This is a genomic window from Micromonospora sp. DT15 (assembly GCF_049841475.1).
Classification (GTDB): domain Bacteria; phylum Actinomycetota; class Actinomycetes; order Mycobacteriales; family Micromonosporaceae; genus Micromonospora.
Genome location: NZ_JBNCKJ010000013.1, coordinates 49,137 through 70,510, shown reverse-complemented (window position 1 = coordinate 70,510; position 21,374 = coordinate 49,137). Strand labels below are relative to the sequence as shown.

Annotated in this window: 19 protein-coding genes and 1 pseudogene; 2 read left to right on the top strand and 18 right to left on the bottom strand. The window is 71.0% G+C overall.

Going from position 1 to position 21,374, the window contains the following annotated elements; all coding sequences use genetic code 11:
• Positions 1–126: 126 nt before the first annotated feature.
• The 5 genes from ACLQ3F_RS26025 to ACLQ3F_RS26005 all read right to left on the bottom strand — a co-directional run bounded on the left by ACLQ3F_RS26025 (position 127) and on the right by ACLQ3F_RS26005 (position 5,300).
• Positions 127–1,353, bottom strand: a complete 1,227-nt coding sequence (locus tag ACLQ3F_RS26025; protein ID WP_357193631.1) for an LCP family protein — start codon at positions 1,351–1,353, stop codon at positions 127–129.
• 76 nt (positions 1,354–1,429) lie between these two features.
• Positions 1,430–2,407: an NAD-dependent epimerase/dehydratase family protein gene (locus ACLQ3F_RS26020; protein WP_091396807.1), complete on the bottom strand. Its 978-nt coding sequence runs from the start codon at positions 2,405–2,407 to the stop codon at positions 1,430–1,432.
• Between the two features lie 88 nt (positions 2,408–2,495).
• Positions 2,496–4,187, bottom strand: coding sequence for a solute symporter family protein (locus tag ACLQ3F_RS26015; RefSeq protein ID WP_357193634.1), 1,692 nt, complete (start codon positions 4,185–4,187; stop codon positions 2,496–2,498).
• Complete coding sequence (locus tag ACLQ3F_RS26010) at positions 4,165–4,530, bottom strand: DUF485 domain-containing protein (RefSeq protein WP_355004471.1); 366 nt, start codon at positions 4,528–4,530, stop codon at positions 4,165–4,167. The genes ACLQ3F_RS26015 and ACLQ3F_RS26010 overlap by 23 nt, the downstream gene beginning before the upstream one ends.
• 176 nt (positions 4,531–4,706) lie before the next feature.
• A complete protein-coding gene (locus ACLQ3F_RS26005) occupies positions 4,707–5,300 on the bottom strand; it encodes a flavin reductase family protein (RefSeq protein WP_357258035.1) in 594 nt (197 codons plus the stop codon).
• A 316-nt stretch (positions 5,301–5,616) separates the two neighbouring features.
• Between ACLQ3F_RS26005 and ACLQ3F_RS26000 the strand changes: the two are divergent.
• Positions 5,617–5,724, top strand: a pseudogene (locus tag ACLQ3F_RS26000) (DUF397 domain-containing protein); the annotation flags it as partial.
• Here ACLQ3F_RS26000 and ACLQ3F_RS25995 read toward each other — a convergent pair.
• The 12 genes from ACLQ3F_RS25995 to ACLQ3F_RS25940 form a co-directional block, all read right to left on the bottom strand.
• On the bottom strand, positions 5,721–7,424 hold the full coding sequence (locus tag ACLQ3F_RS25995) for an ABC transporter permease (protein ID WP_425851984.1): 1,704 nt from the start codon (positions 7,422–7,424) through the stop codon (positions 5,721–5,723). The pseudogene ACLQ3F_RS26000 and the gene ACLQ3F_RS25995 overlap by 4 nt on opposite strands.
• Positions 7,409–8,173, bottom strand: a complete 765-nt coding sequence (locus ACLQ3F_RS25990) for an ABC transporter ATP-binding protein (protein WP_203119014.1) — start codon at positions 8,171–8,173, stop codon at positions 7,409–7,411. Before ACLQ3F_RS25990 ends, ACLQ3F_RS25995 begins: the two co-directional genes overlap by 16 nt.
• A 192-nt stretch (positions 8,174–8,365) precedes the next feature.
• Positions 8,366–10,009, bottom strand: coding sequence for a cation acetate symporter (locus tag ACLQ3F_RS25985; RefSeq protein ID WP_425851982.1), 1,644 nt, complete (start codon positions 10,007–10,009; stop codon positions 8,366–8,368).
• Entirely contained in the window at positions 10,010–10,423 is a 414-nt protein-coding gene (locus ACLQ3F_RS25980; protein ID WP_238669992.1) for a hypothetical protein, read from the bottom strand.
• Between the two features lie 44 nt (positions 10,424–10,467).
• Positions 10,468–12,234, bottom strand: coding sequence for a DUF4153 domain-containing protein (locus ACLQ3F_RS25975; RefSeq protein ID WP_425851980.1), 1,767 nt, complete (start codon positions 12,232–12,234; stop codon positions 10,468–10,470).
• Positions 12,231–13,304 (bottom strand): sensor histidine kinase, encoded by a 1,074-nt coding sequence (locus tag ACLQ3F_RS25970; protein WP_425851979.1) that lies wholly within the window; start codon positions 13,302–13,304, stop codon positions 12,231–12,233. The genes ACLQ3F_RS25975 and ACLQ3F_RS25970 overlap by 4 nt, the downstream gene beginning before the upstream one ends.
• Positions 13,301–13,981 (bottom strand): response regulator transcription factor, encoded by a 681-nt coding sequence (locus ACLQ3F_RS25965; protein WP_425851977.1) that lies wholly within the window; start codon positions 13,979–13,981, stop codon positions 13,301–13,303. Before ACLQ3F_RS25965 ends, ACLQ3F_RS25970 begins: the two co-directional genes overlap by 4 nt.
• 145 nt (positions 13,982–14,126) lie before the next feature.
• Entirely contained in the window at positions 14,127–14,795 is a 669-nt protein-coding gene (locus tag ACLQ3F_RS25960) for a DUF5701 family protein (protein WP_425851976.1), read from the bottom strand.
• A 66-nt stretch (positions 14,796–14,861) separates the two neighbouring features.
• The gene (locus ACLQ3F_RS25955; RefSeq protein WP_355005152.1) at positions 14,862–15,623 is read right to left on the bottom strand and encodes a LytR/AlgR family response regulator transcription factor; all 762 of its coding nucleotides are present in this window, start codon (positions 15,621–15,623) and stop codon (positions 14,862–14,864) included.
• 23 nt (positions 15,624–15,646) lie between these two features.
• Positions 15,647–16,873: a sensor histidine kinase gene (locus tag ACLQ3F_RS25950; protein WP_425851974.1), complete on the bottom strand. Its 1,227-nt coding sequence runs from the start codon at positions 16,871–16,873 to the stop codon at positions 15,647–15,649.
• A gap of 39 nt (positions 16,874–16,912) precedes the next feature.
• Positions 16,913–18,484, bottom strand: a complete 1,572-nt coding sequence (locus ACLQ3F_RS25945; RefSeq protein ID WP_355418248.1) for a sugar transferase — start codon at positions 18,482–18,484, stop codon at positions 16,913–16,915.
• Between the two features lie 264 nt (positions 18,485–18,748).
• Complete coding sequence (locus ACLQ3F_RS25940; RefSeq protein WP_238687553.1) at positions 18,749–19,609, bottom strand: Fpg/Nei family DNA glycosylase; 861 nt, start codon at positions 19,607–19,609, stop codon at positions 18,749–18,751.
• 80 nt (positions 19,610–19,689) lie between these two features.
• On the opposite strand from ACLQ3F_RS25940, the gene ACLQ3F_RS25935 reads away from it, so the two are divergent.
• Positions 19,690–20,964 (top strand): glycosyltransferase, encoded by a 1,275-nt coding sequence (locus ACLQ3F_RS25935; RefSeq protein WP_425851972.1) that lies wholly within the window; start codon positions 19,690–19,692, stop codon positions 20,962–20,964.
• Here the strand turns inward: ACLQ3F_RS25935 and ACLQ3F_RS25930 are convergent.
• The coding region (locus ACLQ3F_RS25930; protein ID WP_425851970.1) for a tetratricopeptide repeat protein at positions 20,958–21,374 on the bottom strand (417 nt) is incomplete at its 5' end. The genes ACLQ3F_RS25935 and ACLQ3F_RS25930 overlap by 7 nt on opposite strands.

Genomic DNA, 21,374 nt, shown 5'->3' with positions numbered 1-21,374 from the left:
ACCACTGTACGTACATCAAATCGACTTGGCGAGTTCATCCCGGGTCAATCCGGACGTCGAATTTTGCAGACTCAGTCGATCGTCGCCGCTCGATGATCCGAACGGCTGGTGCCAGCCGGGCCGCGCTCAGCCGCCGTCGTTGCTCTTCGGCGGGTTCGCCTTGACCCAGTCGGCCATCGTGTCGGCGGACATGGCCTGGTACATCGCGAGCGCCTTCTCCCGGTCCGACACCACCACCGACTCGCCGTTGATCGTGTCGCTGCCCGAGTTCGGGCTGGTCACGAAGGTGAGGTTCTGGCCGCGCAGGTTACGGAACTGAAGCGCCATGTCTGTAACCGAGAAAGTCTGGTCGACGGTTACGGCCGCGGTCACCGATTTGAGGAAATCGTTCAGCTTCTTCGGGTTCGCCAGCGTGCCGGTGCTGGCCGCCTTGTCCATCAGGGCCCGGAGGAACTCCTGCTGGTGCCGCATCCGGGCGAAGTCACCGTCCGGGAACTGCTTGCGCTGCCGGATCCAGTCCAGGGCCTCCGCACCGTCCATGTGGTTGGTGCCCTTGGTGAAGGTCCGGTACGGCTTGTGGATCGAGGTGATGGTGCGCTCCACCTTCAGGTCCACCCCGCCGAGAGCGTCGGTGACCTCCTTGAAGCCGCCGAAGTCGATCGCCATCACGTGGTCGATCCGAACGTCGGTGAAGCACTCCACGGTGCGTACCGCCAGCGGCAGCCCACCGAACGCGAACGCTGCGTTGATCTTCGCGCGCGAACCGGAGCCGCAGTCCGCGCCGGCGCTCTCCGGGATCGGCACGTACAGGTCCCGGGGGATGGAGACCAGGTAGGCCTCCTGGTGGTCGGCCGGAATGTGCATGACGATGATCGTGTCGGCGCGCCACTGACTCTTGCTGTCGACCGGTGCGTCCGGGTCCCGTGAGTCGCTGCCGACCAGCAGGATGTTCAGCGCGCCATCGACGGTCTTGGCGGGCCGACCACCGGTGATCTCCGCGAACGGGTCGGTGCGGGCCAGGTCACTGTTGAGGTTGCGGGCGTACAACCAGGCGCCGACGCTGCCGAGCAGCGCCAGCACCAGCACCGCAGCCCCGGCCACCAGGGCGATCCGGCCCCAGCGCGGTCGCGGGCCGCGCCGTCCCGACCCGCCGGTGCCACCCGGGCCGCCAGGCCCGGTCGGCCCCGCCGGGCCGCCGGACCGGGGCTGTTCCTCGTCGTACGACGGGTAGAAGCGCGCCTCGGTCGGACGGGCACGCCCGGAGGCGCCCCGATCGGGGCCGGGCACCGATGCGCGGCCGGCGCTGCGGTGCAGGTACGGATGCGGGACGCCGGCAGACGAGGTCGCGGACATGTAAATCAGGGTACGTAGCGGGAGCCACTGCCGCCTTCAGGCGACACTCAGCGGCAGGCGGTACGCGGGGATCCGGTTACCCTAGCCGCGACCGGAAGTACTCGATCGTGCGTCGCAGGCCATCTTCGGGCGCGACCGACGGCTCGTATCCGAGCAGTTCGCGAGCGAGCGTCAGATCCGGGCGGCGCATCTCCGGGTCATCCGAGCTGCGGGTGACATAGGTCACCTTCGAGGTGCTGTCGGAGAGTGACACGATCAACTCGGCGAGTTGCCGCATGGTCAGCTCGTGCTCGGTGCCGCAGTTTACCGGGCCCGTCTCGGTCGAGTCGAGCAGCAGCAGGATGCCGCGCACCAGATCCTCGACGAAGCAGATCGACCGGGTCTGGTTGCCGGTGCCGTGCACGGTGATCGGCTCGCCGCGCAGCGCCTGGGAGATGAAGGTGGGGATGGCGCGGCCGTCGTCCGGGCGCATCCGCGGGCCGTACGTGTTGAAGATCCGGACGATCGCCGCGTCGAGCCCGCGGTAGCGGTGGTACGCCATCGTCGCGGCCTCGGAGAAGCGCTTGGCCTCGTCGTAGACGCTGCGGACCCCGATCGGGTTGACGTTGCCCCAGTAGGTCTCCCGCTGCGGGTGCTCCTTCGGGTCTCCGTACGCCTCGGAGGTGGAGGCCATCAGGAACCGGGCGCCGTCGGCGACCGCGCGTTCCAGCAGGTGCAGGGTGCCGACCGAGCCGACCCGGAGGATCTCCACCGGCAGTTGGGCGAAGTCGGTGGGGCTGGCCGGAGAGGCCATGTGCAGGATCGCGTCGAACCGCTCGGCCAGCGCCGGGTGGTGGGTCGGCAGACCGTCGGAGATGTCCGCTTCGACGAGGGTGAAGGTCGGCCGGTCCAGCAGGTGGGCGACGTTCTCCTTGGAGCCGGTCACGAAGTTGTCCAGCGCCACCACCGTGCAGCCTCGGGCGATCAGGGCGTCCACCAGGTGTGACGGGACGAAGCCAGCTCCGCCGGTGACGAGGACGCGGTGATCGGAACCAAAGCGCTCAGCAACCTTCATGCGCTCAGCCTACCGACCGCCGAATTCGCCGAAGGGGTCCCCTGTTGACGTGCGACGTCAACAGGGAACCCCTCGACAGGTGCTGTGATCAGTGGGCGCCTGAGCCGGTGAGGGCGCGCACCTCCAGCTCCGCGTACTTGTCCTCGTCGTGCTCCTTGGAGATGACAGTGCCGATCCACCCGCAGAGGAAACCGAACGGGATGGAGAGGATGCCCGGGTTGGACAGCGGGAACCACTGCCAGTCGTGGTCCGGGAACATCGACGTCGCCGCACCGGAGACCACCGGCGAGAAGAACACCAGCAGCACGGCCGAGATCAGCCCGCCGTAGATCGACCACACCGCGCCGGAGGTGTTGAACCGCCGCCAGAACAGGCTGTAGAGGATCGCCGGCAGGTTGCCCGAGGCGGCGACCGCGAAGGCCAGCGCCACCAGGAACGCCACGTTGAGGTTCTGCGCGTAGATCGACAGGGCGATCGACACCGCGCCGATCCCCAGGGCGGAGATCCGGGCGACCCGCACCTCCTGCCGCTCCGACGCCTCACCCTTCTTCAGCACGTTCGCGTAGAAGTCGTGCGCCAGGCTGGACGACGAGGCCAGCGTCAACCCGGCGACCACCGCGAGGATGGTGGCGAAGGCGACCGCCGCGATGATCGCCAGCAGAGCTGCCCCGCCCAGTTCGCCGCCGAAGAAGTCGATGCCGAGCGCTTCGGCCAACTGCGGCGCGGCGGTGTTGCCGGCCTTGTCCTGTGCCGTGATCGCCTGGCTGCCGACCAGCGCCGCCGCACCGAAGCCGAGGGCCAGGGTGAGCAGGTAGAAGGTGCCGATGATGCCGATCGCCCAGAGCACGCTCTTACGGGCCGCCTTCGCGGTCGGCACCGTGTAGAAGCGGATCAGGATGTGCGGCAGACCGGCGGTGCCGAGCACCAGGGCGATGCCCAGGGACAGCAGGTCGACCTTGTTGTAGAACGTCTGCGTCGAGTTGCCGGCGACCTCGACGCCGTACCGGAGCCCGGGTTCGAGGAACGCGCTGCCCTTGCCGGATGCGGCGGCCGCCTGGCCGAGCAGCTCCGACAGGTTGAAGTTGAACTTCGCCAGCACCAGGATGGTCATCAACAGCGCGCCGCCCATGAGCAGGAACGCCTTGACGATCTGCACGTAGGTGGTGCCCTTCATGCCACCCACGGTCACGTAGATGATCATCAGGGTGCCGACCATGATGATGGTGGCCACCTTGGCGGTGGCCGCGTCCATGCCGAGGAAGGTCGTTCCCGGCCGGATGCCGAGCAGCAGCGCGACCAGCGCGCCGGCGCCCACCATCTGCGCGAGCAGGTAGAAGATCGACACCGTGATGGTGGAGACCGCAGCCGCGGTACGCACCGGACGCTGACGCATCCGGAAGGCCAGCACGTCCGCCATCGTGTACCGGCCCGAGTTGCGCAGCAGCTCCGCGACCAGCAGCAGGGCCACCAGCCAGGCGACCAGGAAGCCGATCGAGTAGAGGAAGCCGTCGTAGCCGTACAACGCGATGATGCCGGCGATGCCGAGGAACGAGGCGGCCGACATGTAGTCGCCGCCGATCGCCATGCCGTTCTGGAAACCGGAGAAGGACCGGCCGCCCGCGTAGAAGTCGGTAGCCGTCTTGGTCTGCCGGCTGGCCCAGATGGTGATGCCCAGGGTCACTGCCACGAAGACCAGGAAGAGCGTGATGGTCAGGTTGCGGGCGGTGTGATTGCCCGCCTCAGCCGCGAGGAACGACTCAACCGCGTGAACCGTCTTCACGGGTCACCTCCCCGATCTCGGCGCGGATTCGGTCCGCGATGGGGTCGATCTTCCGGTCCGCGTACCGGGAGTAGAGCCAGGCGATCACGAACGTGGAGACGAACTGGAGCAGGCCGAAGACCAGTGCGACGTTGATGTTGCTGCCGAACAGCTTCGTGCCCATGAAGTCCCGGGCGTACGCGGAGAGAATGACGTAGAGCGCATACCACAGGAAGAACGCGACGGTCATCGGGAAGACGAAGCCGCGCAGCGCACGCCGCAGCCCGGCGAACTCGTCCGACCGTTGTACGGCCAGGTACTTGTCCGACTGGGAAGCGGCCGGAGCGGGTGTGTCCGTGGACATCTGTGGATCACCACCTTCACAGGCGTCAGAGGAGTTTCGCGCACCGTAGAGAGCGCACTCCCCGGCAGGGAAGGCTGAGATCGACGCCGGTCGGCGAGTGCGCCGAGCGGTTGGCTGGCTGCGCCAAGTGACTCAGGTCACTGCGGTGATCGGTCGCCTCATGGGGAGGCTTCCGTTCAGATCGGCAGCTCGTGGTAGCGACCCCGGTAGTGCAGCAGCGGGGTGGCCTCCCCGGTCAGGTCGACGGCCTCGATGGTGGCCTCGACCAGCAGGCCCCAGCCGTACTCCCGGGCGGTGTCCAGCCGGCACCCGGCCCAGCCACCGGCGTCCGCCGGAACCGGCCCGTACGGCGTCTCGTTCCACGCGCCGGTCGCGAAGAGCCCGCCCGGGGCGGGGAAGAGGCCGGCGAACCGGTCGGCGAGCTGCCGGTGCGGCGGGCCGAGCGGCGTGACAGCGAACCGACCCGACTCCTCGGCCGACGCCCAGAGGTCGGACTCCGGGTCGATCAGCCCGAGCAGCCGGTCGGGTTCCCCCTCGGCCACCAGGGTGGACGAGACGGTCAGCCCGGCCGGACCGGGCGCCGTCCAGAGGGTCACCGGTGCGGCGAGGCGACCACGCAGCCGGCGTACCGGCGACCGTTGCCCGGTCGGCACAGCGAACGGATCGGTGTGGTGGATCTCGGCACCCGGCTCATGATTCACGTGAAACATTGTGCCGCCCCGGGCCCTCGCCCAACCAAGGAAGCGCTCGTGCAGGTCGGCGGGCCGCATCGGCAGGTGCGGTCGGCTCACGTCGGCTCTCCGGCCGTCCCGGGCGGTGGGGTCGCCCGGCCGCGGCGCGGTCCGCTCGGCGGAGGGCAATGCCCGAATGAGGGTGATGTCTGTGAATCATATTGATGCCTCAGGGACATCACGCTCGCGGTGAGACACCGATCCCTGGTGCGGTGTGTCGTCCGGTCGCCTGCCTGGTCGGAGGCCCGATCCGGCTGCTGGGCTGCGGGGTTCACCAGCGCCCGCCGTTCGCCCGCCAGGTCTGCGCCGGGGTCAGCCAACCGCTCCGACCCGGTCGCGCCCGGCGCGGCCGCCCCTCCGGGACAGCAAGGATCGCTCCGGCCCGGTCCTCACCTTCGCTCCGGCCGCCTGGCGTGACTTTCTCGCCGACGCTGGCCAGGCGGCTGGCCGCCGCGTCGGTTAACGGCGCGGGGTGACAGTGGCCAGCAGTTCCGGCTGGCGGCGGTCCAGCACGTCCCCGGCCAGGTACGTGCCCAGCAGCGCCGCGCCCAGCCCGTACGCGCCGCCGACCGGCAGGGCCAGCCAGAGCCACGCGTCACCGAGCAGCGCGGCGGCCACCACCATCGGCACCGCGGCTACCGCCGAGGCGAGCATGCTCAGCAGGGTGAGCAGCCCCTTCGTGAGCCCCGCGCCGCTGTTCATCGCGAACGGGTTGCTGGTCTCCGGCAGTGAGTACGCCCCGAGCACCGAGACCAGGCTGTTCACCGCCAGCCCGACGCCGTAGGTGGCGACCAGGCTGCCGAAGGTGAGCCCGATCCATCCGGGTCGACTGAGCAGCACCGACAGCACCACCGACACGAACGCCAGCATCGGCAGCACGTACAGCGAGAAGGCCGTCATCCTCGCCCGCAGCTCGACCCGGCCGGGCACGCCGGCCACCACGTTCGCGGCGTACGCGCTGCCGTCGAAACCGAACTGGTTGGCCAGGGTGGCGGCGGCCAGCACACCCACGAGAACCATGGAAATGGTGACCACGACCGGCGAGCTGTCGTTGGCAGCCGCCGTCAACCCCCCGCTGTCCATGGCAGCGAAGTCGCCGCCGGTGACGTTGACGAAGACGGGCACGAAGATGCCGACCACCGCGATCGAGATCAGGTTGGCGCGGCGGCGCGCGTCCCGCCACCAGTAACGGGCCTCCCGGGCGACCAGGGCACCGAACCGGTCCCGGCGGGCCCAGCCAGCGGCCCGGGGGAACAGTTGGGCGACCGCGCCACCCGCGACCCCGCGTCGAACCGGTGCCTTGCCGCCGCTCGCCGCGCCCACCATCGCCGACTCGAGCGACCGGGACCACCAGGCCAGCAGGCCGCCGAGCGCCACCACAGTGATCAGCAACTTGACCGGTGCCGCCCACGCACGCCCCTGGGCCACGTCGATGCCGAGCGTCCACGGGGCGCCCAACGGCGTCCAACCGATCACGGTCGCCACACCGCTCAACCGGCTCCAGTCCGCCTCCCGTAGCGCGGCGAGGCCGATGACCTGGAGAGGGCCGAGCAGCGCCGCCGTCACCGCCAGCAGCACGGCTGCCAGGTCGCGGACCCGTCGGGACCGCAGCATGGTGGCGAAGGCGCTGGTCACCGCACGGCTCGCCGCAACACAGAGCAGGAGCCCGGCGAGCACACCCACGGCGGCGACCAACCCCGCCGACCAGCCACCCAACGACCAGGCGGTCAGCACCAGCCCGGACGTCGCGAGGAGCACCGCGAGCACCGGCACGCTGACCAGAGCCGCCGCGAACAGGCCGGTCACCAACGTGCGCCGGGGCAGTGGCAGCAGCGCGAACCGGGCTGGATCGAGCGTCTCGTCCACGCCGAAGAAGACAAGTGGCAGGAGCAGCCAGCCGAGCACCAGCAGCCCGCCGCCGGCCGCCGCGACGAGCACCGCGTACCGGCCGTTGCCGGCCAGGCCCGGCGCGGCGAAGAGGAAGAACCCGCTGGCCGCGAACCAGAGCCCGAGCAACGCGCCGCCGATGAACAGGGCGATCCGCCAGCCCTGGCCCCGGAAGTTGTTGCCCATCACCCGCAGCTTGAGCCGTACGAAGTGTCGAGCGGAGACCGACCGTAGCGGCGCGGCGGGGGTGGCGTTCGCGCTCACTGGGAGAGCCACGACAGCTCCTCGCCGGTAGCGGTGCGCCCGCCGACCACCTCGACGAAGACCTGCTCCAACGAGCGACCGCCGCGGACCTCGTCGATGGTCCCGACCCGCTTGATGACGCCCTGAGCGAGGATCGCCACGTGCGAGCACAACCGCTCGACGACCTCCATGACGTGACTGGAGAACACCACGGTGCCGCCACCGGCCGCGTACCGGGTGAGGATGTCCCGGATCAGCGCCGCGGACACCGGGTCGACAGCCTCGAACGGCTCGTCCAACACCAGCACCCGAGGACCGTGCAGCAGCGCGCAGGCCAGGCCGATCTTCTTCTTCATGCCCGCCGAGTAGTCCACCACCAGCGTGCGACCGGCGTCGCCGAGCGCCAGCACGTCCAGCAGCTCGGCGGCCCGCTGGTCGACCACCGCCGGGTCCATCCCCCGCAACAACCCGTTGTACGCCAGCAGCTCCGCCCCGGTCAGCCGGTCGAACAACCGGACCCCGTCGGGCATCACGCCGAGCAGCCGCTTGGCGGTGACCGGGTCCTGCCAGACGTCGTGCCCGAGCACCCAGGCAGAGCCGGCGTCCGGTCGCAACAGCCCGACAGCCATCGACAGCGTGGTCGTCTTGCCGGCGCCGTTCGGGCCGAGCAGGCCGTAGAAGGAGCCGGCGGGGACGTCCAGGTCGACGCCGGCCACCGCGATCGTGCCGTCGAACCGCTTGGCCAGGCCACGCAGTGCGAGCGCGGGGTGCTCAACAGTCATGCGCCGACGTTATCCGCCGATCACCAGTTCCGCCCTCCAGCGACAGACGGACCCGCGATCATCCCCGAGGCGGACCGCGACGCGATCTTGCACTTTCTGCACCGACACAAGGTGCATAAACACCCGTATCCACCACCGAAACTGCAAGATCGGCGCGGGCGTTGGCGCGAGACCGGGGCCGGGCGTTGGCGCTCACTGCATGCGGAGGGCTTCCGGGGTGTGCAGGCGGAGCATGGTGGCGGCGACGTCGGCTGGTGCGCGGCGGCGGGTTGCCATCGACACGGCGACCATCACGGTGAAGGCCAGTGGCACCGTCCAGGCGGCCGGCTGGGCGATGAGCGTGGCCGGCCAGCCGGACAGCGGTGGGCCGAGCACGGTGACCAGCACCGCGCCGATCGCCGCGCCGCCGCCGGCCACCACGCCGGAGGTGGCACCCACGTCGGTCAGCCCGCGCCACCAGATGCCGAGCACCAGCAGCGGGCAGAAGCTCGACGCGGCGACCGCGAAGGCCAGCCCGACGACCTGCGAGACGTCCAGCCCGGAAACGTGCAGCGACAGCACCGCTGGCACACCACCGGCGATGACGGTGGCCAGCCGGAACCCGCGTACCGATCCCCGACCGAGCACGTCGGTCGAGATCACCCCGGCGACGCTGGTCAGCAGACCGGACGAGGTGGAGAGAAACGCCGCGAAGGCGCCTGCGGCGACGAGCGCGGCGAGCAGCCGCCCGGCCAGACCGTCACCCAGGGCGGCTTCGGGTAGCAGCACCACCACCGCGTCGGTCTGGCCGCTGAGCAGCAACTGCGGGGTGTAGATCCGGCCGAGGACCCCGTAGAGAGTGGGCAGCAGGTAGAACGCGCCGACCAACGCCAGCACGACCAGGGTGGTCCGACGGGCCGCCGCGCCGTCCGGATTGGTGTAGAAGCGCACCAGCACGTGCGGCAGGCCCATGGTGCCCAGGAAGGTGGCCAGGATCAGCGAGTACGTGGCGAACAGCCCCCGGTCGTCGTCACCGGCGGCGCTGGGCAGCAACCAGTCGTTGGCATCGGTGGCCACCCCGGAGACGTTCGGCACCGGATCACCGGCGGCGAAGGTCAACTCGTCGCCGGGGCGTACCTCCCGGATGTCACCGTTGGGCAGGGTGAGGGCCGCGCGGTGCTCGACCACGACGGTGGTCGCGGCCCGGAACGTCGGCCCGTCCGGCGGGGTCACCGCCGGGCGGCCGTCGGCCTGCCACTGCAGGGCCAGAAAGATCACCGGTACGGCGAGAGCGGTCAGCTTGAGCCAGTACTGGAACGCCTGCACGAAGGTGATCGCGCGCATGCCGCCCAGCGCCACGTTCGCGGTGACCACGGCCGCCACCAGCAGGGCTCCGAGAGGGTACGGGGAGCCGGCCACCGTGGCCAGGGTCAGCCCGGCGCCCTGGAGCTGCGGCACCAGGTACAGCCAACCGATGAAGATCACGAAGGCGGTGGCCAGTATGCGGAGTCGACGCGAGCCCAGCCGCAACTCGCAGAAGTCGGGCAGGGTGAACGCACCGGAGCGGCGCAGCGGCGCGGCCACGAAGAGCAGCAGGGCCAGGTACCCGGCGGCGAACCCGACCGGGTACCAGAGCACGTCCACGCCGTACTTGAGGACCAGCCCCGCGATGCCGAGGAAGCTCGCCGCCGACAGGTACTCCCCGCCGATGGCGGCGGCGTTCCAGGTCGGACTGATCGCCCTGGACGCCACCAGGAAGTCGGACGTGGTCCGGGCCAACCGCAGCCCGTAGAAGCCGATCCCGACGGTGACCAGGGTGACCGCGACGATGGCCGGGACCACGAAGTCGTTGCCCACTCAGCGCTCCGGCCGTTGCACCAGGTCGGTGAAGTCCTGCTCGTTGCGCTCGGCCAGCCGCACGTACGCCCAGCCCACGGCGATCAGGAACGGAAAGGAGACCACCCCGAGCAGCAGCCACGGCAGGTTGACGCCGGCGACGGTGGTCCGGCCGAGCGAGGGCGCGATCGCGAACAGCCAGGGCAGCCCGCCCAACCCGATGGCCACCACCAGGGACAGCCGCAGCGCCAGCGCGAGTTGGGCCCGGACCAGGCCGCGGACCAGCGCCTCGCCGACCTGGGTCTGCTGGGCCAGCTCGGCGCGGGTCCGCTCGGCGCGGGTGTCCTGCCTGGTGATCTCGGCCAGCACGATCCGGGACCGCCGGGGCGGCGGCACCGCACCGCTCGACCCCACGTCGGGGAGTTGCTTGGCCACCCCGGCAGTCTCGCCCGCCGTACGCGATTGTCAAGCGCTCACGCTCACCAGCGTCCCAGTTCGAGGCAGTAGGTCAGCGTGCGGTTCAGCGGAATCGTGTCGAGTTCCGCTCGGGCCCGCAGCCGGCCGAGGTTCGTCGCCCAGAGGCCGTCCCGGGGCTGCTCGGCGGCGATCTGCGTCAGTGCGCAGATGCGCATCGGATCGGGCAGTCGGGCCAACGCGGGTACCGCATCGGCGGACAACCCGGACACGTACCCGACGTCCAACCGGCCGGTCTCCAGGTACCTGTCGACGTTCCGGTCGGCGATCAGCCGGTCGGGATTGACGAGCGCCAACCCGAGCAGCGCCAGCACCGCGGTACCGATCACCAACCGGGGCAGCCACTCGGCCCGCAGCCGCACCACGGCGACCCCGACCAGGAGGAAGAGCAGCCCGAGCCACAGCTCCATGGTCGCCACGACAAGCCGCAGCCGGGTCGCCCCGTACGCGTCGGCGTAGACCTGCATCCGGTAGAGCGCCGAGGCGACGATCACCAGACTGAGCGCGGTGAGCGTGCCGAGCAGTACGCGGACCAGCAGCCGGTCCGCGCGGGTGGCCTGCGACGCCCGGCGGGCGGCGACCGCGATCACCAGCAGGGTGAGCGCGGTGACGGCGAGCAGTTGCCAGAACCCGCCACGGGCATACTCGGCGTAGGTGAGCCCGGCCGTACGCAGCACGTGCCCCGCGCCGCCGAACAACACCGTCAGCTGGACCAGCACGAACACGGCGAACAGGGCGTCGAGCAACACCAGCGGGAGGGTCCACTCCAGTCGGTGGACCGGTCGTGACGGCCTCGGTCGCAGGCCCTCCAGGTCGGGTGGGCGGCTGATCAGGTACGCGCCGCCGAGCAGACCACCGCCGATCACCACCAGGCGGAACGTCCAGCCGATCACGCCGGGTAGCGAGATGTCGGGCAGCAGACCGGTGACCAGTTCGGCGAAGACCGCGTCGGCGGAGGAGAAGAGCAGCCCGAACAGCGTCAGCAGGACGGCGGAGACGGCCAGGCTGGTGAGGATTCGTCCGAAGCCGACCCCGGACCCTGCCGGGCGGGTGTCGCGTACTCCGCGTACCGCCCACGGGAGCGCCCGTACCGTCGCGGCGGGCGGCAGCGTCACGGCGACCAGCATGCCGAGCGGGCTTCGCCCACCGGTCACCGCGAGAGCCCCGGTCACCGCCGCCGCGAGCAGGCAGAGGGCGAAGAGCCAGCCGGCGGCCCGGACCGTGCCGACGGCGACCAACGCGACCGTCGCGGCGGCCCAGAGGGCCTGTACCGCCCGCCCCGGTGCCCCCGTGGCACCGGGACGGGCGGTGGCCGTCTGGACGGTCGGCTCGGGCGCGGCGGCCGGATCCGCCTGGACAGTCCGCTCCGGCGCGGCCGTCGGTCCCTGCGGTACCGCCGCGCTGGTCGGTGTGATGGCGCTCCCCGTCGGGGACGGCCTCCCGGAACGGACGACGCTGGCGGTGCCGAGGGCAGCGGTGACGGCCAGCGCGGCCACCAGCCAGCCGAGGCCGGGACGAAGCATCGTCAGGGTCGACGCCCCGATGACCGCCGCAGCCGCCAGCGCCCCCAGCACCAGCGGACGGGCAGGTCCGGGCGGCCCCGGCCAGCGACGCTGGATCAGCGACGGGGGCCCGGGCGGGGCGGGTGCGACAGGCCACGCCTGAGGTCGGCCGGCGACCGGTGTGGCAGCCGGGCCGGGGCCGACGACCGGGGAGACCGGCGGTCCGGTCGGCCCGTTGGCCGGGAGAGGGGTACTGCCAGGGCTGGTCATGCTGCCTCTTCTCGGTGTGGCCCGTCGCACGGGATGGTGACCTGGATGCGGCAGCCGGGCCGGCCACCCCGGTCCGGTCCGGCGGGATCGAGGACACCGATCCGACCGCCGTGCAGTTCGACGACCCACCGGGCGATGGCCAGGCCGAGCCCGGTCCCGCCGCCGGCCGACCGGTCGCCGCGGGTGAAGCGCTCGAACACCCGGGAACGCTCCGCCGGTGGAATGCCCTGGCCCTCGTCGCTCACCTCGAAGCGGAGCTGGTCGCCGTGTTCCTCGGCGCACACCCGTACCGTGCCGCCGGGTGGGCTGTGTCGGGCCGCGTTGTCGAGGAGGTTCGCGAAGACCTGGTGCAGCCGCCACGGGTCCGCGTGGACCGTCAGCGGTGTCGGCAGCTCCCGGAGCTCGAAGCGCACGTCCAGACCGGCACCGGACGCGCTGGCGGTGGCGTGCTCCACCGCCTCGTCGAGGAAGTCCCACACGTCGATGCGTACCCGCCGCAGCGGCACCACCCCGGCGTCGAGTCGGGACAGGTCGAGCAGGTCCGCGACGAGGTGCCCGAGCCGTTGGGTCTGGGCCAACGCCGAACGCAGCGCTGCCGGTTCGGGGTCGGCGACCCCGTCCACCATGTTCTCCAGCACGCCCTGCAACGCGGTGATCGGCGTACGCAGCTCGTGCGAGACGTTCGCGATCAGCTCGCGTCGGCGCTGGTCGGAGGCGTGCAGGTCCTCGGCCATCTTGTTGAACGCCTGGGCCAGCTCGCCGACCTCGTCGCGGGAGGTGGCGCGCACCCGACGTGTGTAGTCGCCGCGGGCCATCGCCCCGGCGGCCGCCGTCATCTCGCGCAGCGGCGACGTCATCCCGTGGGCGAGCACCTGCGAGGTCACCAGCGCGATGCAGATGCTGGTGACCGCCGTGCCGGGCGGGAGCCAACCGATGCCGTACCAGAAGTAACCGATGGCCACGGCCCAGGACGCGACCAGCAGGACGCCGAGCTTCATCTTGATCGAGCGGACGGGATCCAGTGGACGCGGTAGCACCCGTTCCAGCCAGTCGAACGCGCGGCCGATCACGCGGGCATCTCCAGGGCGTACCCGACGCCGTGGACGGTCCGGATCAGGTCGGCGCCGAGCTTGCGGCGCAGAGCCTTGATGTGGCTGTCCACGGTGCGGGTGCCGCTCCCGTCGACCCATCCCCAGACGTCGGCGAGCAGCCGTTCCCGAGGGAGCACCGTGCGAGGTCGTCCCGCGAGGTGGACCAGCAGGTCGAACTCGGTAGGGGTGAGGTGCACGTCCGCCCCGGCCCGGCGGACGCGTCGCTCGGCCTGGTTGATCTCGATGTCGCCGAGGCGGATGGCCGGCGGCGCGGGAGTGGCGGCAGCCCGCTCCATCCGGCGCAGCAGGACATGCACCCGGGCGGTGAGTTCCCGCATGGAGAACGGCTTGGTGAGGTAGTCGTCCGCGCCGACCGCCAGCCCCACGAGCAGGTCGGTCTCGTCGTCCCGGGCGGTGAGCATCAGCACCGGCACCGCCCGGTCGGCCTGGATCCGGCGGCACACCTCCAGTCCGTCGAAGCCCGGCAGCATCACGTCGAGGACGACGAGATCCGGCTGTCCGGCGTGGAACTGCGCGACCGCGCTGGGCCCGTCCGCCGCGATCTCCACGGTGAATCCCTCGGCCCGCAGTCGGGCGGCGATGGACTCGGCGATGGTCCGTTCGTCCTCGACCACCAGTACCCGGCGTTCGTTCATGGGTCCTGACTGTAGGGAGCGGCCGTGGAGATCAGTGGTTTGCGTTGTGAATAACCTGTGGAGAACCGCGCACGGCTGTGGATAACTCGGGGATCATGCCGACTGGCGTGTGGGAACTCCAGGGCCTCCCCGAGGACGACCAGGCCTACGAGATCTTCAACGGGATGCGCTCCGGTCGGGCCGAGGCGGAGCCGAGCCAGGTGTGCGGGTTGCCGTACCAGCACCAGCCGAGCTTGGGTGCGCCCTGGCTGATCCACAGCGCCGGCACCCGCTTGTCGCCACAGCGGGAGCCGACCAGCGAGAAGCACCGGTTGCTCGCCAACGCGGCCGGGTGCAGCGTGATGAAGGCGAGCCCCTCGTCGATGCTCAGCGGCAACCGGCCCTGAGCGGTGATCCCCTCCATGGCCGTGGCCGGGGCCAGATTGCGGAACTCCTCGCCCCGGTCGACGTCGAAGAGCAGGTACGCCGGACCGGCCGGGACCTCCAGCTCCTTGATCGGGTCGAAGCGGGGCAGGTCGTCCTCGGCGTAGTTCCGGTCGATGACGCCGGGCTTGCGCTTGCCGGCCAGTGTGGTGAGCTCCACCCGTTCCGGCACACCGATCAGGTCCCGGGTGATGACCAGCAGGAACGGCACCCGGGCGTCGGTGGGGGCGGGCAGTCCGGCGGCCCCCTCGACGGCAGTGGCCCGCAGTGGCGTGACCAGGTCGCGGAAGGCGTTCTCGGTCAGCCCGGCGAGGGCGGGGTAACCGAGCTGCACCAGTCGGTCGAGTTGGTTGTCGAACTCGGATGCGGCGTCGAACGGGGTCTCGGTCACGGCAGGCCTCCCGGAAGTCGTACGGACTAGCGTACAACGTACGGTAGGGCTGCTTCCATTCCCGGCTCAGCGACTCCAATCCTGCTTCGCGGCCCTGACCAGCTTGTCCTTCAGCTCCCGGGTGTGCCGCCGGCTCACCGGCAGCTCGGTCGAGTCGATCACCACCACGTAGCCGGAGTTGACCAAGCGCAACTCCGCGATCAACTTCAACTGCACCAGGTACGACCGGTGCACCCGGACGAAGCCGGCATCGGCCCAGCGTTCCGCGAGCGTGGCCAGCGAGACCCGCACCAGGTGCGACCCCTCGGCGGTGTGCAACCGGGCGTAGTCGCCCTGCGCCTCCACCCAGCGCACCGCCGAGCGGGGCAGCATCCGGGTGGTGCCGGCCAGCTCGATGGGGATGGTCGGGTCCTCCTCCGCGCGGGCCAACGCCGCCGGGTGCGACGGCACCACCCGTGAGCCGATCACCCGGCGCAGCGACTCGGCCAACCGATCGGCGCGCACCGGTTTCCGCACGTAGTCGGTGGCGCCCAGATCGAAGGCGTCCACCGCACCGTCGTCGTACGCGGTGACGAACACGATCGCCGGTGGCCGGGCGAACCGGCGCAGCACCCGGGCCAGCTCCATCCCGTCCAGGCCGGGCATCCGGATGTCCAGGAAGACCACGTCCACGTCACCGTCGCGCAGCAACCGCAGCGCCTCGGTGGCATCCCCGGCTGTGTGCAGGCGGGCCACCCGGGGGTCGGCCCGCAGGTGGTACGCCAGCTCGTCGAGCGCGGGCGGCTCGTCGTCCACCGCGAGGACGCGCAGGAAACCGGTCGCGTTCACCGCCCCCGTCCCGGTCCGCTCGCTCACGACCCTGCCCGTACGCCCGGGTGGAACTTCGGCACCCGCATGCTCACCTTCGTGCCCGAGCCCAACCCGGTCTCCACGACCAGGCCGAACCGGTCCCCGAAGACCGAGCGCAACCGCTCGTCGACGTTGGAGAGGCCGACGTGCTGGCCCGTGTCCTCACCGGGGTCGCCGGTGCTGTGGGCCAGCTCGGCGATGCCGGCGGTCAGCGTGGTCGGATCCATTCCCACTCCGTCGTCCTCCACCGTGATGTGGCATTCGGCTCCCGCGTCCCGGGCCTCGATGCTCACCATGCCCGTGCCCGGCTTGCGGGACAACCCGTGGCGAACCGCGTTCTCCACCAGCGGCTGGAGGCAGAGGAACGGCAGCGTCACCGGCAGCACCTCCGGGGCGATCTGCAACCGCACCTGCAACCGGTCGCCGAACCGGGCCCGCTCGATGGTCAGGTAGCGGTCGATCGACCGCAGCTCCTCGGCCAGCGTGGTGAACTCCCCGTGCGCCCGGAACGAGTACCTGGTGAACTCCGCGAACTCCAGGATCAACTCCCGGGCCCGCTCCGGGTCGGTGCGGACGAACGAGCCGATGGCGGTCAGCGCGTTGTAGATGAAGTGCGGGCTGATCTGCGCCCGCAATGCACGGATCTCGGCGCGGGCCAGCCGCTCCCGCGACGAGTCCAGCTCGGCCAGGGCGAGCTGGTTGCCGGCCCAGTGCGCCGTCTCCAGGGTGGCCTGCACCAACCCCGGAGGCGGCGGGCTGTCGGCGACCGCCACCAGAGCGCCCACCACCCGGCCGTCGGCCCCCAGCAACGGCGCGACCACCGCCCCGCGGACCGGGCAGTCGACCCGGTCGCAGTGCAGTTCCTGCTCACCCAGCACCGTCGAGCGGCCGCTGCCCACAGTCCGCTGCGCCGCCGCGAGCAGTTGCTCCCCGTGGTGCGTGCCGCGCCCGTCGAGGGCGAGCAGCCGGTCGGCGTCGGCGAGCGCCAGCCCGACCGCGCCCACCAGCGCCCGCAGATGCCGTACGGCCTTCGCCGCGCCAGCCTCGCTCAATCCCGCCCGCAGCGGCTCGGCGGCCAGGCCGGCGGTGTGCAGCACCTCGTAGGTGGCCCGCTGGGTGGCGGTGGCGATGCCACGGCGGGCCCTCAGCCGCAGCACCGCCAGCAGAGCCGCGGTCAGCGCGGTGACGAGTGAGACGACGCCGACCACGGCGGAGAGGTTGGCAGCCACGCAGCGATCCTCGCCCCTGCGAGCCCGCGCGCCAACCCTCTAGTACGCGCCCTTGCGGGCGAGCACCACCCCGACGGTCCGCCACAGGATGCTCAGGTCATACGCGAGCGACCAGTTGTCGACGTAGTAAAGGTCCAGTCGGACCGACTCGTCCCAGGACAGGTCGGAGCGGCCGGAGACCTGCCACAGCCCGGTCATGCCGGGGCGGACCAGCAGTCGGCGCCGCACGTCACCCAGGAAGTCACCGTCGTCGGCCGGCAGCGGGCGGGGCCCGACCAGCGACATCTCGCCCCACAGCACGTTGATCAGCTGCGGCAGCTCGTCCAGCGACGTGGCCCGCAGGAAGCGACCGACCGGAAAGACCCGAGGGTCCTCCTTCATCTTGAACAGCATGCCGTCGGTCTCGTTCCGATCGACCAGGCTGGCCAGCCGGTCCTCGGCGTTGACGTACATGGTCCGGAACTTCCACACCCGGAACGTGCGCCCCTCGTGCCCCACCCGAGGCTGGCGGAAGAAGACCGGCCCGGGGTCGGAGATCCGGATCGCCACGGCGATGGCCAGGAAGAGCGGGATCAGCAGCAGCAGGCCGAGGCCGGCGGCGACCCGGTCCATCAGGTTCTTGGCCAGCAGCGCCGGCCCGGAGAGGGTCGGCTCCTCGACGTGCAGCAGCGGCAGACCCTCGATCGGCCGGATGTGCACCCGGGGGCCGGCGATGTCGGTGAGCTGCGGGGCGACCACCAGGTCGACGCCGGAGCCCTCCAACTGCCAGGCCAGCCGGCGCAACTCGCCCGGCTCGGCGCTGGCCGACCCGCAGACGGCGATGGTGTCCCCACCGACCTCACGGACCAGGGCCAGGACGTCGCGTCCGGCGTACACCGGAACCGGGGTCGGCATGCCTCTGGCCGCCGCGTACCCGTCGGTGATGTGGATGGCGACGGGCATCAGCCCGGCGGCCGGGCTGCGGGTGACCGCCGCGTAGACCTCCAGGCATTCGGGCAGGGTGCCGACCAGCACCATCCGGTGAGCGGCCTGGCCGGCCCGCCGCCGGATGTAGTGCAGCGCCCACCGGGCGACGAAACGGCCCCACAGGATCAGCAGCAGCGCCCCGAGGAGTGCCGTGCCGACCGTCCAGCGGGACAGCGCGGTCTTGGTGGCGAACGCGAGGAACGAGACGCTCGCGGCGACGGTCACCGCGGCCCGGATGACCCGCTTGAACTCGTCCGGGCCGAGCCCCAGATAGCGCCGGTCGTAGGCCCTGTTGCTCCAGAGGATGACCACCCAGCCGAGCGGGAGCAGCAGGTAGGAGACGGTGTGGAACCAGGTCGGGTCCTGCTTGAGGTCGTTGAACCCGGAGGCGGCCTGGTCGAAGAGCTGGATCGCGATCCAGCTGGCGAACGCCGCCGCGCCGAAGTCGAGCAGCAGCAGTATCGCGATGTAGGGGCGGTGCCAGCGGGAGACACGGCGTCGAGCCCTCGTCCAGGCCGACCGAGGGACGCCGTTGTGGGACGGCGGCGTCGGCGGCTGGATCTCGAAGCTGTCGACGTGCCGCACGAGTCTGCTCCGGCCTTCGTTGGTTACCGGGCGCTGGAGGCTTGCCGTCACCTCACCCATGTCCTCCCGCATGACACGGGCCGCTCACTCGGCGTGAAGGCCCGGGTCGCCCACCGTCCCAGTCTCCCACGCGGGCTCCGACCGGTCGTCGCCCCGAAGGAGATTGGCGACCGCCGGTGCTGGCGGGATCTGGCCGGCTCCGCACCATTTCAGAAGCCGGGGACCGGGCCACTATACCGATGGATACGCGCGTGACCAGAACGGCGGACCGGAGCTTTCACTCAGTGAGGGCGATTCCGCTCCGTAGTCCTGAAGTGCAATTACTCACCGTACGAGACGAGACAACCGACGGTCAGCCAACGGCTTGCCGCCGGTCTGGCAGGTCGGGCAGTACTGGAGGCTGGAGTCGGCGAACGACACCTCGCGCACGGTGTCCCCGCAGACCGGGCAGGGCAGCCCGGTGCGGGCGTGCACCTTCAGCCCGGAGCGCTTCTCGCCCTTCAGCTCCGCGGCCCGCTGACCGAGGGACCGCTCGACAGCGTCGCCGAGAACCTGTCGGGTGGCGGCGTGCAGGGTGGCGATCTGGGCGTCGGTGAGCCGATCGGTGATCGCGAACGGGGACAGCTTCGCGGCGTGCAGAATCTCGTCGGAGTACGCGTTGCCCACCCCGGACAGCACCGACTGGTCGGTCAGCACCCCCTTGACCTGCCCCCGCCTGCTCCGCAGCCGCTCGGCGAAGAGGGGCAGATCCGCGGCGAGCGCGTCCGGGCCCAGCTTGGCCACCCCGGGAACCGTCGCGAGGTCGGTGACCAGATACGCGGCCAGCTTCTTCTGGGTGCCGGCCTCGGTGAGGTCGAAGCCGGAACCGTCATCCAGGCGTACCCGCACCGCTATCGGGCCCTTGCCCGGACGGAGCGGGGTGGTGGCGGGGAACGCCTCCCGGTAGTGCAGCCAGCCTGCTCGCGCCAAATGCACCACCAGGTGCAGGCCGCCCTCGAAGAGGACGTCGAGGAACTTTCCGTGCCGACTGGCGTCGACCACCGCCCGGCCGGCGACCTCGGTGGGTGCCGGCTCGTACGTCTTCAGGGCGCTGATCGCGGCGATCTCCAGCCGATCGACGCGCCGCCCCACCGCGCGCTGACGCAGGTAACCCGCGAGCGCCTCAACCTCCGGTAGTTCGGGCACGACACAACGGTAGCCTTCTTTCCCGTGAGCGTGAGGAATGAGCTTGCGAGTCCCGCAATCGCGAACGAGAGGCAAGCTCCGTGAGAATCGTGGTGGCCCACAACCGGTACCGGGAAGCCCAGCCCTCCGGTGAGAACACGATCGTCGACTCGGAGATCGCCCAGCTCACCGCCGCTGGGGTCGAGGTGCTGCCCTTCATTCGCAGTTCGGACGAGATCCCGTCGATGTCGAAGTCGGCGAAGGCCCTGCTGCCGATCTCGCCGATCTGGGCGCCCCGCGCACAACACGACCTGAGCCGCCTGCTCACCGAGCACCGACCTGACGTTCTGCACCTGCACAACCCGTACCCCCTGATCTCGCCCTGGGTGGTGCGGACCGCGCACCGGCACGGCGTGCCGGTGGTGCAGACGGTGCACAACTACCGGCAGGTCTGCTCGTCGGGGATCTACTTCCGCGACGGCGTGATCTGCCAGGACTGCAAGGGCCGGGCATTGGGTGTGCCCGCTATCAAGCACCGCTGCTACCGCGACTCGGCCGTGCAGAGCGCGCTGATGGCGACCACCCTGGCCGTGCACCGGGGCACCTGGCGCTCGGTGGATCGGTACATCGCGCTCACCTCGGCGATCGCCGACCACCTCCGCGACTACGGCATTCCGGACGAACGCATCGTGGTGAAGCCGAACGCCATCCCCGACCCGGGTCGGCCGGCGCCGCTGGGCGACGGGTTCCTCTACATGGCCCGGCTCTCCCCGGAGAAGGGCGTCGACCTGCTGCTGGACGCCTGGCGCCGGCACCCGGTGGGCTCGCTGGGCACGCTGCGGGTGGCCGGTGACGGCGAGCTGCGCCCGCTCGTGGAGGCAGCCGCCGCCGAGCGACCCGACGTGGTCTACCTCGGTCAGCTCGACCGGGCCGGCGTGCAGGCCGCGGTTGAGGCGAGCGCCGTGGTGATCGCCGCCGCGATGTGGCACGACGTGCTGCCCACCGTGATCATCGAGGCGTTGGCGAACGGCCGACCCGTGCTCGGGACGGCGTTGGGCGGCATCCCGTACCTCGTCGGTGCCGACGCACCCCACGAGCCCGCCGGCACCGGGCCCGCCGAGATCGCCTCCGCCGTCGCCGGCCATGCGCCGCCACCGGCGGGTCCGCCTGCGGTGCCGGCCGGCCTGGTCACCGGCACCGCCGGCTGGGTGGTCCCGCCGGAAGCGGCCGCGTTGTCCGCCGCGCTCCCGGTCGCGCGGGCCGGTGCCGCCGCGCTCTCCGCACCGGCCCGGCTGCGGTACGAGCAGACGTTCCACCCCGACGTGGTCATCAAGCGACACCTGGACATCTACGCGAGCCTGACCCGCCCTCACTGACCCCTGGCCGGGTCAGGCAGGGAGCGTTGTCGGCGGAGTTGTTCGAGGAGGGCGGTGTCGGCTTCGAGGTCGGGGTGGTCGACCTGCCGGTCGAGGTCGACGACGTGTTCGAGTTCCCGGATCGCCTGGTCCAGGTCACCGTCCGCCTGGTGGGCCACCGCGATGTTGTACCGGGTGACGGCTTCGCCGGCCCGGTCGCCGACCTCCCGAATGATGGTGAAAGCCTGGTGGTAGTGGTCGAGGGCCCGCTGCCGGTCCCCCAAGGCGTTGTGTACGCCGCCGATGTTGTTGAGGGTGGCAGCTTCGCCGGCCCGGTCGCCGACCTCCCGCGTAATGGTGAAAGCCTGGTGGTAGTGGTCGAGGGCCCGCTGCCGGTCCCCCAAGGCGTTGTGTACGCCGCCGATGTTGTT

What these genes read in the sequence shown, in the direction of transcription:
- ACLQ3F_RS26025 (WP_357193631.1), bottom strand. Translation starts at nt 1,353, where the DNA reads ATGTCCGCGACCTCGTCTGCCGGCGTCCCGCATCCGTACCTGCACCGC.
- ACLQ3F_RS26020 (WP_091396807.1), bottom strand. Translation starts at nt 2,407, where the DNA reads ATGAAGGTTGCTGAGCGCTTTGGTTCCGATCACCGCGTCCTCGTCACC.
- ACLQ3F_RS26010 (WP_355004471.1), bottom strand. Translation starts at nt 4,530, where the DNA reads ATGTCCACGGACACACCCGCTCCGGCCGCTTCCCAGTCGGACAAGTAC.
- ACLQ3F_RS26005 (WP_357258035.1), bottom strand. Translation starts at nt 5,300, where the DNA reads ATGCGGCCCGCCGACCTGCACGAGCGCTTCCTTGGTTGGGCGAGGGCC.
- ACLQ3F_RS25990 (WP_203119014.1), bottom strand. Translation starts at nt 8,173, where the DNA reads ATGACTGTTGAGCACCCCGCGCTCGCACTGCGTGGCCTGGCCAAGCGG.
- ACLQ3F_RS25975 (WP_425851980.1), bottom strand. Translation starts at nt 12,234, where the DNA reads ATGACCAGCCCTGGCAGTACCCCTCTCCCGGCCAACGGGCCGACCGGA.
- ACLQ3F_RS25965 (WP_425851977.1), bottom strand. Translation starts at nt 13,981, where the DNA reads ATGAACGAACGCCGGGTACTGGTGGTCGAGGACGAACGGACCATCGCC.
- ACLQ3F_RS25945 (WP_355418248.1), bottom strand. Translation starts at nt 18,484, where the DNA reads ATGGGTGAGGTGACGGCAAGCCTCCAGCGCCCGGTAACCAACGAAGGC.